The 19,435-nt window shown below is 33.1% G+C and carries 14 protein-coding genes and 1 other annotated feature; of the genes, 5 read left to right on the top strand and 9 right to left on the bottom strand.

The window, feature by feature from the left end:
• Positions 1–62 precede the first annotated feature (62 nt).
• From NSA01_RS03120 to NSA01_RS03110, 3 genes are all read left to right on the top strand, one after another.
• Entirely contained in the window at positions 63–2,699 is a 2,637-nt protein-coding gene (locus NSA01_RS03120; protein ID WP_257480057.1) for a calcium-translocating P-type ATPase, PMCA-type, read from the top strand.
• A gap of 199 nt (positions 2,700–2,898) precedes the next feature.
• Positions 2,899–4,362, top strand: a complete 1,464-nt coding sequence (locus tag NSA01_RS03115) for an extracellular solute-binding protein (protein WP_257480056.1) — start codon at positions 2,899–2,901, stop codon at positions 4,360–4,362.
• 28 nt (positions 4,363–4,390) lie between these two features.
• A complete protein-coding gene (locus tag NSA01_RS03110; RefSeq protein ID WP_257480055.1) occupies positions 4,391–8,332 on the top strand; it encodes an ATP-binding protein in 3,942 nt (1,313 codons plus the stop codon).
• Positions 8,333–8,484: 152 nt separating this feature from the next.
• On the opposite strand, the gene leuB is transcribed toward NSA01_RS03110, so the two are convergent.
• The 7 genes from leuB to NSA01_RS03075 form a co-directional block, all read right to left on the bottom strand.
• Positions 8,485–9,555, bottom strand: coding sequence for a 3-isopropylmalate dehydrogenase (leuB, locus tag NSA01_RS03105; protein WP_257480054.1), 1,071 nt, complete (start codon positions 9,553–9,555; stop codon positions 8,485–8,487).
• Between the two features lie 3 nt (positions 9,556–9,558).
• Positions 9,559–10,053 carry a 3-isopropylmalate dehydratase small subunit gene (gene leuD / locus NSA01_RS03100; protein ID WP_257480053.1) on the bottom strand — a complete coding sequence of 165 codons (495 nt, stop codon included), beginning with the start codon at positions 10,051–10,053 and terminating at the stop codon, positions 9,559–9,561.
• Complete coding sequence (gene leuC, locus NSA01_RS03095; RefSeq protein ID WP_257480052.1) at positions 10,053–11,327, bottom strand: 3-isopropylmalate dehydratase large subunit; 1,275 nt, start codon at positions 11,325–11,327, stop codon at positions 10,053–10,055. The genes leuD and leuC overlap by 1 nt, the downstream gene beginning before the upstream one ends.
• 21 nt (positions 11,328–11,348) lie before the next feature.
• Entirely contained in the window at positions 11,349–13,010 is a 1,662-nt protein-coding gene (gene leuA, locus NSA01_RS03090; RefSeq protein WP_257480051.1) for a 2-isopropylmalate synthase, read from the bottom strand.
• 137 nt (positions 13,011–13,147) lie between these two features.
• Positions 13,148–13,401: a binding site (T-box leader), on the bottom strand.
• 512 nt (positions 13,402–13,913) lie between these two features.
• Positions 13,914–14,162, bottom strand: a complete 249-nt coding sequence (locus NSA01_RS03085) for a TM1266 family iron-only hydrogenase system putative regulator (RefSeq protein ID WP_007050644.1) — start codon at positions 14,160–14,162, stop codon at positions 13,914–13,916.
• Between the two features lie 9 nt (positions 14,163–14,171).
• Complete coding sequence (locus NSA01_RS03080) at positions 14,172–14,870, bottom strand: gamma-glutamyl-gamma-aminobutyrate hydrolase family protein (RefSeq protein WP_257480050.1); 699 nt, start codon at positions 14,868–14,870, stop codon at positions 14,172–14,174.
• A gap of 100 nt (positions 14,871–14,970) precedes the next feature.
• Positions 14,971–15,624 (bottom strand): phosphatase PAP2 family protein, encoded by a 654-nt coding sequence (locus NSA01_RS03075; protein WP_257480049.1) that lies wholly within the window; start codon positions 15,622–15,624, stop codon positions 14,971–14,973.
• A 205-nt stretch (positions 15,625–15,829) separates the two neighbouring features.
• Between NSA01_RS03075 and NSA01_RS03070 the strand changes: the two genes are divergently transcribed.
• A complete protein-coding gene (locus NSA01_RS03070; protein ID WP_257480048.1) occupies positions 15,830–16,528 on the top strand; it encodes an N-acetylmuramoyl-L-alanine amidase in 699 nt (232 codons plus the stop codon).
• 8 nt (positions 16,529–16,536) lie between these two features.
• Here NSA01_RS03070 and NSA01_RS03065 read toward each other — a convergent pair whose 3' ends face one another.
• Positions 16,537–17,082, bottom strand: a complete 546-nt coding sequence (locus tag NSA01_RS03065; protein WP_373887174.1) for a biotin transporter BioY — start codon at positions 17,080–17,082, stop codon at positions 16,537–16,539.
• A 113-nt stretch (positions 17,083–17,195) separates the two neighbouring features.
• Positions 17,196–18,128: a sugar-binding transcriptional regulator gene (locus tag NSA01_RS03060; RefSeq protein WP_257480046.1), complete on the bottom strand. Its 933-nt coding sequence runs from the start codon at positions 18,126–18,128 to the stop codon at positions 17,196–17,198.
• A gap of 177 nt (positions 18,129–18,305) precedes the next feature.
• On the opposite strand from NSA01_RS03060, the gene NSA01_RS03055 reads away from it, so the two are divergent.
• Complete coding sequence (locus NSA01_RS03055; RefSeq protein ID WP_257480045.1) at positions 18,306–19,403, top strand: galactitol-1-phosphate 5-dehydrogenase; 1,098 nt, start codon at positions 18,306–18,308, stop codon at positions 19,401–19,403.
• Positions 19,404–19,435: the final 32 nt, after the last annotated feature.

The following is a 19,435-nucleotide window of genomic DNA, read 5'->3' as shown; positions in this document are numbered from 1 at the left end:
TAATTAAATATAGAAAATAGACTTAAGAAGTTAACATATTAAAATATGGAGGATATTTATTAATGAAAGAGTATTTACTTAGCATACTTGACGTACTTAAAAACCTAAATACGACAGAAGACGGATTAACAAGCAGTGAAGCCGAAGAAAGAGAACAGTCCCACGGGAAGAATAAACTTATCGAAGGTAAAAAAATATCTATCTTTAAAAGATTTATCAATCAGCTCTTAGACCCAATGATAATTATTTTGATAATAGCCGCAGTCGTATCGGGAATAACTGCCGCATATGCGGGAGAGTCTTTTGCGGATGTAATTATAATAATGATAGTTGTAATAATAAACGCAGTTCTCGGTGTTGTGCAGGAAAGCAAAGCAGAAAAAGCAATAGATGCACTTAAAGAAATCGCAGCTGCGACTTCCAAGGTTATCAGAGACAATAAGCAAATAACCATTAAAAGTGAAGATTTGGTACCTGGAGATATTATTATCCTAGAAGCAGGAGACGCAGTTCCCGCAGACGGAAGGATAATAGAATGTGCTAGTATGAAAGTCGAAGAATCTGCCCTAACCGGAGAGTCCGTACCTGTAACTAAAACCGAAAATGAAGTGAAAGCTCATGCGAACGGTGATGTTCCATTGGGAGACAGAAAGAACATGGTATATATGGGAAGCTCCGTAGTTTACGGAAGGGGTAAAGCAGTAATTACCGCTACCGGTATGGATACCGAAATGGGTAAAATAGCAGATGCCCTTGCAAAAGCAGAGGATAATGCAACTCCTCTACAAAAGAAATTAACACAACTAAGTAAAATACTTAGTATTTTAGTCCTTGGTATTTGTGCTATTATTTTTGCGATAGATATATTCAGAGTTTATCCTAATGTAACAGGCGAAGCAATGCTTGATACATTCATGGTCGCGGTAAGTCTTGCAGTGGCAGCGATACCAGAAGGTCTCGCCGCAGTGGTAACAATAGTCCTCTCCATAGGTGTTACAAATATGTCTAAAAGAAACGCCGTTATCAGAAAACTGACTGCCGTAGAGACCCTTGGATGTGCCTCTGTCATATGTTCGGATAAGACCGGTACACTTACACAAAATAAAATGACTGTAGTGGAACATTACGGAGAAGATGAAAATTTGATAGCTAAAGGAATGGCACTTTGTTCGGATGCAGAACTTGATGAAAATAATTCTGCAATAGGTGAGCCGACAGAGTGTGCATTAGTTAACTTTGCTTATAAATTAAATCTAAATAAAAATCATTTAAAAGAGGAATATCCTCGTATAGGAGAAGCTCCCTTTGATTCTTTAAGAAAAATGATGAGTACCGTCCACAAAACCAAGGAAGGTAAAATCATCCAATTTACAAAAGGAGCGCCGGACGAAGTACTGAAAAGATGTAATAAGGCTTTACTAGATGGAAAAGAAGTTGATATAAATGAAGATATTTTAAATAGTATCCTAACTCAAAACAAAAACATGGCTGACAGGGCTTTAAGAGTTCTTTGTATCGCTATGAGAGTTTGGGATAATGAACCCGATAGTTATGAGGCAAATAATCTTGAACAAAATTTATGCTTTGTCGGACTTACCGGGATGATCGACCCGGTAAGACCTGAAGTAAAAGACGCAATAGTAGAATGCAGGAATGCAGGTATCAAACCTATAATGATTACAGGAGATCATAGAGATACCGCTGTAGCTATTGCCATGGAACTGGGTATTATACAAAATAAAGATGAGGCTATTACAGGCGCAGAACTGGATGAAATATCAGATGAGGAGCTACCTAATAAAATAGAACATTATGCGGTATATGCAAGAGTCCAGCCGGAACATAAAGTAAGAATAGTAAAAGCTTGGAAGGATAAAGGAAAAATAACCGCAATGACGGGAGACGGAGTTAATGATGCTCCTTCCATCAAAAATGCAGATATCGGAGTAGGTATGGGAATTACCGGAACGGATGTCACAAAGAATGTAGCAGATATGGTATTGGCAGATGATAACTTTGCAACCATCGTTTCCGCTGTGGGAGAAGGAAGAAGGATATACGACAATATCAGAAAATCAATTCAATTCCTCCTTGCTTCTAATCTATCGGAAGTTTTATCTATATTTATTGCAACTTTACTTGGATTTACAATATTAAAGCCGGTTCATCTATTATGGATAAATCTTATTACCGACTGCTTCCCTGCTCTTGCGCTTGGAATGGAAAAAGCAGAAAGCGATATAATGAAACGTCCTCCGAGAGATTCAAATGAAGGGATCTTTGCAGGAGGTATGGGGGTTAATATAGCTCTTCAAGGTATAATGGTAACAGTGATTACACTTTTAGCCTACTTTATAGGTCATTATATGGAATCGGGCGTATGGGAAATCGTGAACAGTGCCGACGGAATGACCATGGCATTTTTGACTTTATCCATGGCTGAAATATTCCACTCGTTTAATATGAGATCCCTTGATAAATCCATATTTAATATAAAAGGTCAAAACAAATATTTATTACTTGCAATGCTGGCTTCCCTAATATGCACAACAGCGGTAATATATGTACCTTTCTTATCCAGTGCATTTGGATTTGAACATATTTCGATTATGGAATATGCAGTATCGATACTTCTTGCGGTACTGGTCATTCCTATAGTTGAAATAAGTAAGTTAATAAAGAGAAAATCAAATAAATAATGATAAAAAAGACTTGTTTAAAGAAATTATTTTCTTTTCAAGTCTTTTTTTAATAAATTTTAATACAAATACTATTGATATATTTACTATTATTTTCCATTATTAGGCAAAACCTCAACTATTTTTGTTGTAGCCTAACATAAAAAAATGTATAATAAAATTATATATATCAAAATACATAATTTAAGGGGAAATTAAAATGAAAAAAAGAATAACGGCACTGGTAATTTCTATGCTTCTTGTTTTTGGAGCTTTGACGGGATGTAAGAGTAACGATAATCCTGCAGGAGTTAAGCTCGATCCGAATAATCCTGTCACAATAACCGTTTGGCATTATTATAACGGAGCTCAAAAAGTTGCATTTGACAACATGATAAAAGAATTTAATGAAACGATTGGACTTGAAGAAGGAATATTTGTTGAAGGACATAACCAAGGAGATGTTACACAGCTCGAAGACAGCGTTATGGCATCAATAAATAAAAAAGTAGGAAGTAAAGAAATTCCTAATATTTTTGCTTCATATGCCGATACCGCTTATGAAATAGAAAAAAAAGGATACTTAGTGAATTTAACTAAATATATGTCTGAAGACGATATTGACTCATATGTAGATTCATATATTGAAGAAGGAAGAATAAGCAGCAATGCAGACGAACTAAAAATCTTCCCCGTGGCAAAAAGCACAGAAATATTTATGTTAAATAAGACAGCTTGGGACAAGTTTTCAAAAGCTACAGGTTCAAAACTTGATGAGCTTAAAACTAAAGAAGGCTTAGTAAATATTTCAAAAAAATATTATGAATGGACCGATTCATTGACTCCTGATGTTAAAAATGACGGAAAAGCATTTTACGGAAGAGACGCAATGGCTAATATGTTTATAATCGGTTCTATGCAAAATGGTGACGAACTTTTTAAAGTCGAAAACCAAAAAGTGACATTAAACATAAATAAAGAAAATATGAAGAAAATTTGGGATTTTTATTACGTTCCATATGTTAAAGGATATTTTTCATCTTACGGAAAATTCCGTTCAGATGATGTAGCCATAGGAGAAATAGCATCGCTGACCGGTTCTACTACATCAGCTAATTATTTCCCTGATAAAGTAGATAATAACGGTAAATCAAGCAAGATTGAAACAATAGTGCTTGAAGACCCTAAATTTAAAGACGGTAAGGACTATGCTGTACAGCAAGGTGCAGGAATGGTAGTAACAAAAGGGACTGAGCAGGAAGAATATGCGTCTGTTGTTTTCTTAAAGTGGTTCACGGAAGAAGAAAGAAATATTGATTTCTGCGGTGACAGCGGATATCTTCCGGTTAAAAAAGACGCTAACAATATAGATACATTTAATAAAGTTATTAAAGAAAATAACATAAACTTAAATGACAAAGTTAAAAAGACTATGGATGTAGCATATGATACACTAAAAAATAATACTCTTTATACAAATAAAGCATTTGACGGCGGAAGAAATGCAAGAAAAGTATTGGAATATAACTTATACGATTTAGCTATTAAAGACAGAAAAGAAGTTGAAAAAGCATTAAAAAATGGTAAAAGTTTAGAAGAAGCGACAAAAAAATACACATCTACTAAAAACTTTGAAAAATGGTATGATTCATTCAGTAAGGCATTAAAGGACAGCGTAAAATAACAAGTTAAAATAAACTTTTGAGGGCATAATGAAGAAGAAAAGATCAATATTCAATCAAATACTATTTCCATTGATAATTCTTATTTTCATACTAGTTTTTGCATTATATATAGCTTTATATATAAGCGGAACACCCAGTATTTTAAATCAGAATTCCGTACAGATATTGAGTCAAACGACGGAAAATAGAAAAATCATATTAGAAAATAATATGGTTCAGCAATGGTCAAATCTAAAAGAAGAACTCAAAGATGTAAATTCTAATTTAGATAAGATACTCAAAAATAACAAAATAAATTTAAATACATTCTTAAAAGATAAATCTTTGCAGAATGAGTTATTTGATTCGTCTTCAAATACCCTCATATCAAACTTAAGAAAAAATACGGTTAACGGTTCATTCATAATAATTGCCGATACGAGAAATAAAAAAAATGTACCCGGTATTTATTTAAGAGATGCAGATCCTGAAAACGATCCTATGGATTATTCAGATATAACCATGGTCAGAGGGAGTTCCACACTATCACATAAATTAAAAATACCTTTTGATATCCCATGGGAATCATCTTTTAATATAAGCAGCAATAATGAAACCTTCAGTAATGAATTTTTTTATAAACCTTTTAATGCAGCAAAAGAAAACCCTGAACTTGGATATCAAAATCTAGGCTATTGGTCTAAGCCATTCTACTTGGAAGGTGAAAAAGAAGCAAATAAAAGTTATCAAATGATTACATATTCCGTACCTCTTGTATATAAAGGGCAGGTTTATGGCGTTGCGGGTATAGATATATCCATTTCATATCTTCATTCTATATTGCCGTCTAGAGAACTTGATTTGAAAAATTCTCATCAAAGCGGTTATTTATTGGTATTAAAAGATGAAAACAATAATTGCAGGGTCTTAACGGCGTCCGGAGCAAGCGCTTCACAAGTACAAACCATCAATAATGTATTTTCTCTAAAAAAAGAAGATACTTCAGATAATTTTTATAAGCTTAAAGATATAAAATTACATAATTCAGACGTATATGGGACACTGTCAGATTTAAATTTATACAACACCAATACCCCATTTTCTTCAGATAAGTGGGCATTAATGGCTATAAGTACCGACAATCAATTATTTGGAATCTCTAATAATTTAATGAAAACCGTAACGATAGTCGTTATCCTTTGTTTAATAATAGGTTTGGGAGCAATATATCTGACATCTACATCAATCACTAAACCTATAATACGATTAGCTCAAACCATTAAGGCAAGCGATGAAAATAAACTAAATGAATTCCCTATTTCAAATATAGAAGAAATAGACGAGCTGTATAATGTGATAAGCGATTTGACTCATAAACAAAAAGAGTCGGAAAATCTAATCATCGAAGAAAAAAGCAGATATCAAGCAGCACTTGAAAGCAGTACACAAACAATATTCGAATACGATGCCATGAAAGATATCGTATATGTTTATTATGAATTTAAAAACAAAGAAGATGAAAACAGCAGTTTGGAACCTTCGATTACAATAGAAAACTGTAAAGAAACTCTTAAAAATAAAGATTATATTTATGATGAAGATAAATACATCATAGATAAATATATATTTGATGATTTAGGATACATCCATACCGACTTTAGGGGTAAACTTGGCAAAAATATTGAACATTATATCTGGATAGAGCTAAGAGGAAAAGCTATATATAATAACAATAATGAACTCATTAAAATCATCGGAAGCATGAGAGATATTGATGATGAAAAGAAACAAGAACTAAAAGAAATCGAAAAACAAAGACGAGATCCTTTAACAGGACTATTTAATTGGAATGAAGGAATCAAGTTAATAAAAAATGATTTTCATGTATCCGATTATGGAACGATTTTAATATTTGATTTGGATTACTTTGAAAACATCAATAATAATTTAGGTATCGTTATCGGAGATGTAATACTTGAAGAAAGCGGTCAAATCTTAAGTTCCGTAATTTCTAATAATGATATTGCAGTAAGGTGCGGAGGAGACGAATTTTTACTTTGGGTTAATAATAAAAATTCCGATGAAGCTTTAACTATAGCAAAAGAGTTTACCAACAACTTTAATAATACTTTTAAAGACTTAAATGTTCAAACAGGATGCAGCACCGGGATATATTATGTAGAAAATACTAAAGAAACAGATGTAAAAGATGCAGTAAACAATGCAATTAAAGCATTAAAATTTGCAAAGAATAAAAAAATGGACGAAGTGGAAACATATGCAGCTCTTCCTGAAACAGAAAAAAATAACAATATAGATTTAACTAATTCATTTGGAGATATACTTGGTGTCAACTATACAAATGATATAAGCATAGCATCACTTATATTCAATATGTTTGATAAAACAAATAATTTAAGAAAAATAATGCCGCTACTTTTGATGAAAGTCGGAAAATATTTTAAATTAGACAGCATAATAATGACTTTTGCCGAACAGGATTTTTATAGCAGTTACATACCTTTCCAATGGAGCAATGATAATCATAAAATCTCGGAAGAAATAAGACATTACCCTAAAGAAGATTTTATAAAGTTAAGCAGTGAGTTAATGACAAAACCTATTAAATATAATATAGATAATAAACTGCTACCTCCTGAAAGAGATTTCTTTAGAGTAGAAGAGCATACCAGCGGTATTTGTTATCCATTAATAAATGATGAAAATTATATAGGAAGTATATCATTTAATTTAAAGGATGAAACAAAAGATATAGATGAGAAAGATAACAGCAGTTTATACGAAATAGTTAAAATCATTGCTACAAATATCGGGAAATCACGTTCCGACTCGGCAAGTAAAGCTAAGAGTGATTTCTTATCAAGAATGTCACATGAAATCAGGACACCTATGAACGCTATCATTGGAATGACTAATATTGCAATGGAAGAAAACGGGCTTAAGAATAGCACTAAGGATTATCTTGAAAAAATAAGCACTTCTTCAGAATATCTTCTATCCATAATCAATGATATTTTGGATATGTCAAGAATTGAAAGCGGTAAAATGAAACTATCACCTTCCAATTTCAGTTTAACTAACCTTATCGATGAAGTAGAAACTTTGATAAGACCTCAAGCAGAAGATAAAGAACTTAACTTTAATGTTAAGGCTGATGTTAAAGAAGGTATTCTATATGGAGATTATATGAGAATAAATCAAATTCTTATAAATCTTCTCGGAAATGCAATAAAATTTACACAGTCGAAAGGAAATATATTACTTTCGGTAAGTGAAGAAGATTATAATGATAAACAAAGCAAAGTTACATTTATTGTAAAAGACGATGGTATCGGAATAAGCAGAGAAAATAAAGAAAGAGTTTTCCATGCATTTGAACAGGCAGAAGACGATACTTCCATTCATTACGGAGGGACAGGTCTTGGGCTTGCAATATGTAATAACCTCGTAAAATTAATGGGAAGCAATATAGAGCTTGAAAGTGATTTAGGAAAAGGAAGTACATTTAAATTTACATTGCTCCTTGAAAAATCTTCAGTTCATAAACTAGAAAAGAAAGATAATAATAATATAAAATTTGATTTCTCAGGGAAAAAAGTGTTATTGGTCGAAGATAATGAATTGAATATTGAAATCGCAAAAACCATACTTGAAATGAATAAGTTTATAGTGGAAGTTGCTGAAAACGGACAAATCGCTGTAGATAAATTTACAGAGTCTGAGGCCGGATATTATGATTTGATTTTAATGGATATCAGAATGCCGATAATGGACGGTTTAACAGCAACAAAAACTATAAGAAACCTCAATAAAGCTGATGCAATGACAGTACCGATCGTTGCTATGTCCGCAAATGCATTTGATGAAGATATGAAAAAATCAATAGAGAGCGGTATGAACGGACATATTTCAAAACCTATCGATTTAAATAAACTATACTCACTTCTCGGAGATTTACTTTGCAAATAATAAAAAGAAAAAAGACCCTATGCAAAAATAGAGGTCTTTTTATTTTATAAAGACGGGGCACTACGCCCGCTTACGCGGATTTCGCGCCCCTGAACATACTATTTTACAATCAAAAAAGACCCTATAAAAGGGTCTTTATCTTTATTATTTAATTAAAGGCATTCTACAATAAGCTTACCCATTTCTTTAGTTCCGACTTCTTTTGTATCTTCACTTTTTATATCTGCAGTCCTATATCCCCTGTCCAAAACCTGAGCTACCGCATTTTCAATATCATCAGCTTCTTTATTCAAATTAAATGTGTATCTAAGCATCATAGCCATTGAAAGAATAGTTGCAATAGGGTTTGCCATATCTTTACCTGCTATATCAGGAGCAGAACCGTGTATAGGCTCATACATCCCAAATGAATTTTCACCTAGGCTTGCGGAAGGAAGCATACCTATAGAACCTGTGATTTGACTAGCCTCGTCAGATAGTATATCACCGAACATATTTGATGTAACTATAACATCAAATTGCTTAGGGTTTCTTACAAGCTGCATTGCTGCATTATCCACATACATATGAGTAAGTTCTACTTCGGGATAATCTTTACTCATTTCGGTAATCACTTTTCTCCAAAGTCTGCTGCTTTCAAGGACGTTGGCTTTATCTACACTGCAAAGCTTCTTATCTCTAGCCATAGCAGTATCAAAAGCAATTTTGCCTATCCTTCTTATTTCCATTTCGGAATAGCTTTCGGTGTCGAATGCTTCGTTTCCGTACTTGCCGTCTCTGTATCCTCTCTCACCGAAATAGATACCCCCGGTTAGTTCTCTAACGATCATTATATCTAAGCTGTCGCCTATGATTTCTTTCTTTATGGGACAAGCTTCACTAAGTGCTTTATGGATGATTGCGGGACGAAGGTTCGCATATAATCCCAAAGCTTCCCTAATTCCGAGAAGAGCTTTTTCCGGTCTTTGGTTTCCCGGAAGATCATCCCACTTCGGACCGCCTACCGCACCGAGTATCACGCTGTCGGAGTTCTTGCATACCTCTACTGTTTTATTTGGAAGACATTCTCCCTCATTGTCAATAGCATCCCCGCCCGCTTTTACATATGTAAAATTAAATTTGTGGTCATATTTTTCACCAATTTTATTTAATACTTTTATTGCTTCATCAACTATTTCCGGACCTATTCCGTCCCCCTTGATTACAGCTAAATTAAAATCCATAGACTACTCTCCTATCTTTTCCTTTGTATATTCAACAAGTCCGCCTGCATTCATGATTTTCTGCATAAATTCAGGGAAAGGTTCCGCCTGATAAGTTTTTCCTGTGGTAATATTTGAAATCACACCGCTGTCAAAATCAACTTTCACTTCGTCTCCCGCTTTTATATCATTTGCGGCTTCTTCACATTCGAGGATAGGAAGCCCGATGTTTATTGCATTACGATAGAAAATCCTTGCAAAAGTAGAAGCAATTACACAAGATATTCCTGCACATTTGATTGCAAGAGGTGCATGTTCTCTGCTTGAACCGCAGCCGAAGTTTTTAGTTGCAACCATAATATCACCTTTATTTACTTCTTTTACAAAATTTTCATCTATATCTATCATACAATACTTTGCAAGTTCATCTCCGCTCGATACATTTAAGTATCTTGCGGGAATGATTACATCAGTATCTACATTATCACCATATTTAAATACTTTACCTTTAGCTTCCATTAAAACTCTCCTTTCATGACCTTTTCGGGATCGGCAATATATCCCGCAATCGCAGAAGCTGCCGCTACCGCTGGACTGGATAAGTAAACTTCACTGTCTACATGCCCCATTCTTCCCACGAAGTTTCTGTTCGTTGTGGATATCGCTTTTTCTCCCGCCGCAAGTATTCCCATATGCCCTCCGAGACACGGTCCGCATGTAGGTGTAGAGAATATCGCTCCGGCATTTACGATATCTTCAACATAACCCAGCTTAACACTATCCAAGTAAATCTTTTGAGTAGCAGGGATAACAATAGTTCTGACTTTCTTGTCAACCTGTTTTCCCCTTAAAATATCAGCCGCCATTTTTATATCTTCAAGCCTTCCGTTTGTACATGAACCGATAATAGCCTGGTCTATATAAACCTTTCCCGCTTCATCAACTGTCTTTGTATTTTCAGGTAAATGAGGGAAAGAAACAGTTGGTCTTAGTTTACTTAAATCAATCTCTATAACTTCATCATATTCTGCGTCTTCATCAGCTTCGAATACTTCAAATGTTTTTGTAGAATGTTCTTTTGCATATTCTATTGTCTTATCGTCAACAGGAAAAATACCATTCTTCGCTCCTGCTTCAATAGCCATATTTGCCATGGAAAATCTATCGTCCATTGAAAGATATTTAATCCCGTCTCCGGTAAATTCCATAGATCTGTAAAGAGCTCCGTCTACGCCGATTTTTCCGATGATATGTAAAATAATATCTTTACCGCTTATCCATTTTGCGGGTTTATTTTTAAGAACAAATTTTATTGCAGAAGGAACCTTGAACCATGCTTCTCCTGTAGCCATTCCGATAGCCATATCAGTACTCCCTACCCCTGTAGAAAAAGCACCTAGGGCACCATATGTACAGGTATGAGAATCCGCTCCGATTATTACTTCTCCGGGAACTACGATACCTTTTTCCGGTAAAAGTGCATGTTCTATCCCCATTTGACCTACATCAAAGAAATTTTTAATATTCATATCCCAAGCAAAATTCCTGCAGCTTTTACACTGTTCGGCTGCTTTAATATCTTTATTTGGAGTAAAGTGGTCTAATACGATTGCGACTTTTTCTTCGTTAAATACTTTCTTTGCTCCCGTCTTTTTAAATTCTTTTAGGGCAACGGCAGTTGTTATATCATTACCCATTACTATATCAAGTTTAGCTTCTATAAGCTGCCCTGCTTTAACGCTGTTAAGTCCTGCGTGTTTTGCAAGGATTTTTTGAGTCATAGTCATTCCCATAATATATATCTCCTTATTTTTCTATTCTACAATTTTATTTGCAACACTCACTACAGCATAGAAAGATGATAATGTGATATTGCTCGATACCCCTGCACCATAATACATTTTATGGTCTTTTCCTTCTATTTGTATATAAGATATAGCTCTCGCATTAGTACCATATTCCATAGAATGTTCACGGTAATCCGTTACTTCCATCTCTACGTCAAAGTGATTTTCAAGTGCATGCGTAAATGCATCTATAATACCATTACCGGATCCGTTCACTTCAGCTTCTTTTCCATTATACTCTATAATTGCCTTAACAGAAACATCTTTGTCTTCATCTTTTGTTGTTTCTTTATATCTTATAAGTTTTATAGGTCTTTCATTGTTTATATATTCTTTCTTAAATATATCAAATATCACTTCGGGAGCTAAATCTCTATGATGTTTATCAGATACTGCTGTGGTAACTTTACTAAAATCTCTTTGGAAAGCTTTTGGAAGATATAATCCATAATTTTGTTCAAGTACAAATGCTACCCCGCCTTTTCCTGACTGCGAATTTATACGAACGATTGGATCGTAAGTCCCTCCAACATCTTTTGGATCGATTGGAAGATAAGGAACTTCCCAAATTTGTTGTTTCCTTTCTTCTCTTTTTGCCATACCTTTTCTTATTGCGTCCTGATGAGAACCGGAGAACGCGGTAAATACAAGGGCACCCACATAAGGATGTCTCGGATGAATTTCCATTCTGGTAAGTCTTTCAAACAAATCACCAAGTTCTCTCATTTTTGTAAAGTCCAGTTTAGGGTCTATCCCCTGTGAATACATATTCATTGCAACTACCATGATATCACAGTTCCCGGTTCTTTCACCGTTACCGAATAAAGTACCCTCTACTCTGTCAGCTCCTGCCATCAATGCAAGTTCGGTAGCGGCAACTCCTGTTCCTCTGTCATTATGAGCATGAAGAGATAATACTACGTCTTCTCTATGATGAAGTCTTTCCGAGCAGTACTCTATCTGATCGGCATAAATATTGGCAGTCGCCATTTCTACCGTCGAAGGAAGGTTAATAATTATTTTGTTTTTTACATGTCCATGCCATACATCTATTACGGCATTACAAATTTCCACCGCATAATCCATTTCCGTTCCGGTATAACTTTCAGGAGAGTATTCAAAAGTAAATTCCGTTTCGGGATACTTCTTCATTTCTTCAAGGAACTTCTTTGCACCCTTAACGGCAATTTTTGTTACTTCTTCCTTACTTGCGTTAAATACAACATCTCTTTGGAGAACAGAAGTTGAATTGTAAAGATGTACTATTGCTTTTTTCGCACCTTTAATAGAAGCAAAAGTCCTTTCAATAATTTCATCTCTCGACTGCGTAAGAACTTGTATATTTACATCATCCGGAATCAAATCATCATCAATAAGTTTTCTCACAAATTCAAATTCGGTATCGCTCGCTGCGGGAAAACTTACCTCTATTTCCTTAAATCCGATTTCAACCAATTTATTATAAAATTCTAATTTTTCATCCAAGCTCATTGGTATTTCCAATGCTTGATTTCCGTCTCTTAAGTCTACACTGCACCAAATCGGTGCTTTTTCTATAACCTTAGAAGGCCATTTTCTGTCTTTTTTATCCACGGGTGGATATGGTTTGTACTTTTCAAAGTTTTTCATTTTTTTACCCCTTATGATAATTTATGAACGTACCCTATTTAAAAATAACACACTTCTCGGTAGCCTTTATTTCTTATAATATTTCAACTTATATGTAAAAAAAAGGAAATAAAAAACCTTCCGACTCAAATATTTAAATAAGAGACGAAAGGTAATATTTCCGCGGTACCACTCTAATTTATTCTTATAAATAAGAATACACTCATTAAAGATACGGGCAGTGTGCCGATATCCTGTCACTGTAACGGGTGACACCCGATTTAACCTACTCTATACAATTTCAGCAAATCACTCTGAGGCGAGTTCGGATTTCATTAAGCACTGTTTCTCACCAGCCAACAGCTCTCTTTAGCTTATTAGAAAACTTACTATTCCTCTTCTTTGTGTTTTAAAGGTATTAAGTTCATATTGATATTAATCTATCACAAGAAAGATTGATTGTCAATAATATTTAGAGAATTCTCTATAATATATTTATAATCAATATTACTTTATATTATAAAAATAATAATTAAATTTTATTGTTACTTTTTATAATAACGAATAAGTAAACAAACATATATTAATATATAACCATGCCAGTTTGATATTTAGAATTTATAATTACTTTCTATAAATAGTATATAAGAACATAATAGACAAATCATTTGCAGATGAAATTTAATTATAATATAAAAATATTTCATAGTTAAACGTCACTGCTAACAATGAAATATACTAAAAGGTAAGAGTATAAAAAATTCAAAAACATTAAAGTTATACCCAAATGTAAATTGACATTATATAATAAAGCGGAGCAAAATATAATTTAAAACAATTTCTAATGTAATATTAAATTTATTTATTCAATTTGTAATATACAATAAAAAAATTGATACAAAAAAAGATCCAATAATGGACCTTTTAAATCTCTTTTTTGGAAAAAGAAGTTTTTACTTGGACATTAGGGATTTTTCCAAGCCTTCCCGTGAAAGCATTGATCATATCGACTTCTCCTACAACCGCTATTGAAATTATTGATACATCTTCATCAGGCAATGGAACGCCCATTCTTCCTTTAATAATATCCTTATAACTTCCTATAACTTCATTTACTTCTTTTTGCACAGACGTAGGGTCGTCCAAAACCATACTTACTACCGCTATTCTCATTTTCGCTCCTTATTTACATTTATTTATAAATTCTTTTATTATTTTTACACTTGTTTCTTCTTTTTTATAGTTACATTCGGGGTGCCATTGGACGGCTAAAACAAATTTTTTATCTTTCATATATACCCCTTCAATAACTTTATCTTCAGAAACAGCCATTACTTTAAGTCTATTTGAAAGTTCTTTAACTGCCTGATGATGACAGCTGTTGACGTCAATTTTATCTTTATTTAATATATCATATAAAGGGGTATCCTTAATAATATCTACTTTATGAAAACTTTTATCATATGGAGGTTTCTGTTTATGAAGGATACCGAGCTCATTTCCCAAATCCTGATATAAATTTCCTCCAAGAAGCACATTTATGATTTGAAGCCCTCTGCATATCCCAAGTATCGGTTTGTCTTTTTCTATAACTTTATTAAAAAGTATTTTTTCCATTTCGTCCCTTTTTATGCAGATGTTTTGGCAGTCAGCATTTTTCTTTTCGTTATACAGCCTAGGATTGACGTCATGCCCGCCTGAAAATAAAAAACCGTCGCATATATCTACAAGCTCATCTATTGTTTTATCATTAGTCGTAAGGGGCAGCATGATAGGAACTGCACCATTATCCTCTAGACAAGTCATATAACCGGGAAGCATCCAATAACTGTCTCTATATTCATCATATAAGGGAACTATTCCAATAATGGGATTTTTCATATGTACCTCCAAAATATAATTTATAATATCAAAAAATATGTAAATAGTAAATAAACTAATAATTTATTATAATAAAAAAGGACCTTAAAGTCCCTTTTCATTATGTACTTAACTTATTCTTTTCATATATGAATTTTTCAACGAAATGTGTAAAAATTATTAAATAAGCCATTGATAAACTAAATCCCGCCAAAACATCGCTGGAAAAATGTACGCCTAAATATATCCTGCTTACCCCGATCAGCACTATCAAGGTAATAATCGCAACCGTCGCTATCCATTTCAATACATCGGTATAATCCGTCTTCCAAAGAAGATAGAGAAAAAATCCATAAAACGCCAAGGATACCATGGAATGACCGCTTGGAAAACTAAATCCGCTGGCTTCCGCAAGTCTAAACACGGTAGGTCTTGGTCTTTCAAATAAAAATTTAAATATTTGATTTATCATAACTATATTTATTAAGTTTACTGTCGAAAGGATTATTTTCCTTTTATTCTTAAATAACAATAATGTAAATATCCATAAAGGCAGGATCACTTCACCGGATCCAAACCTGGTTATAAACCTGAATATCCTTGTCATTTTATATGATATAAATCCTGCTACGGTGTAATATATTTTATTATCCAGGAAGATGAGTTCATTTTCAGTAAGCTCTATGGAAATATGTATGAAAATAAATAAGCATACAGCACATATGACCCATTTAAAGTATTTATGATAATAATTATTGATACTCTTTACTTCCATAATATTTCTCCTTTTAAATATTTTACACTTATATAATTAATTGAACCTTAAAATACGTATCTTCGTATATATTTATAATTTTATTTTATATGTTGTAAGCTCCAAACTCAAAAGAAATATGTAAAATAATAAAATTATTTTAACATCAAATAAAAGAAACATATTTAAGATACAAAAACGTATAAATAAACATAAGGAGGGAGAAATGAAAAAATATCTTTATGTTATTTTATCGAGTATTATTGTAATCGGAATTTTATTTGGTATGTGCTTTTATCTTTTGGTAACTACTTCATATGTGGATAGTTCATTATATATATTAGACGGGAAGACTATTTGTATAGACCCGGGACACGGAGGACAAGATCCCGGAAAAGTAGGCACAGCAGTAAACGAAGACAAAATAAATTTAGCCATTGCTGAAGAATTACGAAGTATTTTAATGACAATGGGTGCAAATGTAGTTATGACAAGGGACAGCGACAACGGACTTTTTGAAGACGGAAGTATGACTTGGACAAAAAAAGGCGATATGAAAATGAGAAGAGATATCATAAAAGAGTCCAAGTGCGACATAATGATAAGCATACATATGAATGCACACAGTGATAACAGCAGAGGTGCACAGGTATTCTATTTAAAAGATCATGAAAAAAGTGAAAATCTTGCTAAACATATCAAAGAAGAACTCGACAATACATCAAAATATTCCAAACACAGACAAATAAAACCAAGAGATGACTTATATATTCTTAAAAATGATAATACACCAAGCGTAATAGTAGAATGCGGATTTTTAAGTGAACCAAACGAAGAAAAACTATTAAATGACCATGACTATCAAGTTCAGTTAGCAAAATATATTTCTCTCGGAGCCGTAAAATATTTTTATGATATAAAATAAAGAGCATATCAATGCTCTTTTTTATTTATTTTTGATGTATATTTAATCTTCGGACCTACTATAAACGCTATAACGGACTTTATAATATCACCGGGAATATAAGGAAAGCAACCTATTATAAAAGCACTTATGATACTTATATTACTTTGAAATGCGAGCCATAAGCTTCCTATGATATAACAAATGATATTTCCAAGTATAAATCCTAAAATAATAAAACCTTTATTATCATAATATTTATCTATAAAATATCCCGTTATCAAAGTTAAAAATATAAATCCAACCAAATAACCTCCAGTAGGACCCAACAGTCTGTTTATGCCGCCCATAAATCCGGAAAACACAGGAAGCCCTATGGAACCGATCAAAATATATAATAATGTTGACATCAAAGCATATTTATATTCAAGAGCATAAACAGCAAAATAAATCCCGATTTGAGTTAAAGATATAGGTACCGGACTTAGAGGAATGGGTATGGATATTGGACCTAGTATACACATTACCGCTGTACATAATGCTATCTTCGTTAGGCTCTCTGTTTTTAAATACACCTTTCTTTTCACTTTGATATGAATTAACCTTTCATATAATATTTATTAGTCATTATATATCAAAAACTAACTTTTTCATAATAATAAAAAAAACAACTTATAAAAAGCTATTTTTATTTATTTAATAAATAATTTGCAGTATTTTCATCCGTTATAAGACTATTGATATATTTATTTTTCAAAGCTAAATATATAGCAAACATTTTATTTTCGCCTCCTGCAACAGCTGCTCTAATAGGAACTTTTTTAAAACATTTTGGACTTATACCTACGATCCTGTCTAGTATTTCCAGGTTTTCTTCCACTCCCTCTCGATTTAAAAATAATGAAGAGACTATATCACAGCAAATATCTCTGTCTTTAAGTTCTTTAAGATCTTCATCTTTAAAATATCCGGATTTATGTATCGTAGCATTTTCGTCTGCCGGATTACCTAAAGAAGTTATTACGCAGTCAAGCTTTCTGTACATATCAAAAACTTCTTTTATTGAACCTTCATTTATTATTATCTCTTTAAACTTTTTATTATCCACTATGGAAGGAGCAAGCAGCACCATAGACTTACTGCCGTATACTTCGCTTATCATAGCTGTTATTTGATTTGAGTGCATCTCAATAGATACATTTCCGTATCCTCCGAGAAGAGATACAAATGTTTTCTCGGGGTATTTGATATCACTTTCGATATTCAGATTACTTAAAGTTTTTCCCCAGCCTATACCTATATTATTATTATTTCTAACCAGCTCATCCAAGACTTCACCCGCACCGTCGGCAAGAGAGCGGACGAGTTTTTTTGTTTCTTTGAAAAAAGGAACTATTTTAAAATCGGCATAAGGATATTTTTTCTTAAGTGCATCTTCCAAATTACTGAGGGGAGTAAATTCTTTTATCTTGATTTCTACTATACCTTCTTCTATGCATCTTTTTAAAGCTCTGGAAATCCCTATTCTTGAAATGCCTAAATTATCTCCTATTTGTTTTTGAGTAAGACCTTCCAAATAGTACATTTTTGCTATTTTTGATAGTGTATTATTATCCAGCATAATTTTCTCCTAAATTTAATAAAAATTAGTTGACATCTTTATTTTTTTATTATATAATACGGTTGAAATTGAACATATGAACTCATATGATGTTCATATGAACATGAATAAATAATAACATTACTATTTATGTTTGTCAAGTTAAATAACACTTTCAAAGTATTTAGGAGGAAAATAATGGAAGGTAAAATGAAAGCTGGTAGACTTCATGCTATCAATGATATAAGATGTGATGAAGTAGATATACCACAAATAAAGGATGACGAAGTACTACTTAAGGTTTACTGTGCGGGGATATGCGGTTCCGACTTAGGAAGAGTATTTTCAACAGGTACATATTCTTTCCCAACTACACTAGGTCATGAATTCGGCGGAGAAATCGTTGAAATAGGCAAGGGCGTTAAAGATCTTGATTTAAGAGAAGAACTTAAAGTAGGTCAAAGAGTAGATGTTAACCCGATGACAGGCTGCGGAAAATGTAAAGACTGTTTAAACGGAAACATCAATTTATGTGATACATACGGTTACACCGGTTCAAGAAGCGACGGAGGTTTCGGACAATACGTTGCAGTTAAAGCAACACAGTGTTATGTATGTCCAGATGACTTCAGCTGGGATATGATTTGTCAAATCGACCCTGCTGTTATCTCTCTACATGGTGCTCTTAGAGCAGGTATAAAGGTAAATGACGCAGTAGTAGTATTCGGTACCGGTCCTGTTGGATACTATATGGTACAATGGGCAAATATCTGCGGAGCAAGAATGGTAATAGCAGTAGATATTAAAGACGAAAAACTTGACTTAATCAAAAAAGTAGGTGCTACATATACAATCAACTCAATGGGAATGACAAATGAAGAAGTTGTTGCCAAAATCAAAGAATATGCGGGAGAAGAAGGTCCTGAAGTATGTATAGAAGCTGCAGGCTCTCCTATAACATTTAATCAAGCTCTACAATGCTTAAAGAAACATGGTACATTCACATGTATCGGAACACCTCACGGAGATGTAAATATATTGGATAAATCTTATGATAAATGTATCCTAAGAAAAGAACTTACAATAAAAGGTTCTTGGTGCTATAACTTCACACCAGAATACGAAGAATTCTGTGCAACAATCGATGCAGCTAAAAAAGGTTTATTGGACTTAACATCTATTATCTCTCACAGATTCAGCGTAGATGAAGTAAAGGACGCTTTTGATTTAATAGAAAGAAAAGAATTCTTTAATAAGATAGTAATCACACAAGACGGTTACGAACCGGGCAAATAGTTATTAATTAAAATTAAATATAATAAATTCAA

Source organism: Anaerofustis stercorihominis, from assembly GCF_024623185.1.
Classification (GTDB): Bacteria; Bacillota; Clostridia; order Eubacteriales; family Anaerofustaceae; genus Anaerofustis.
This window is presented reverse-complemented; position numbering and strand designations above follow the sequence as displayed.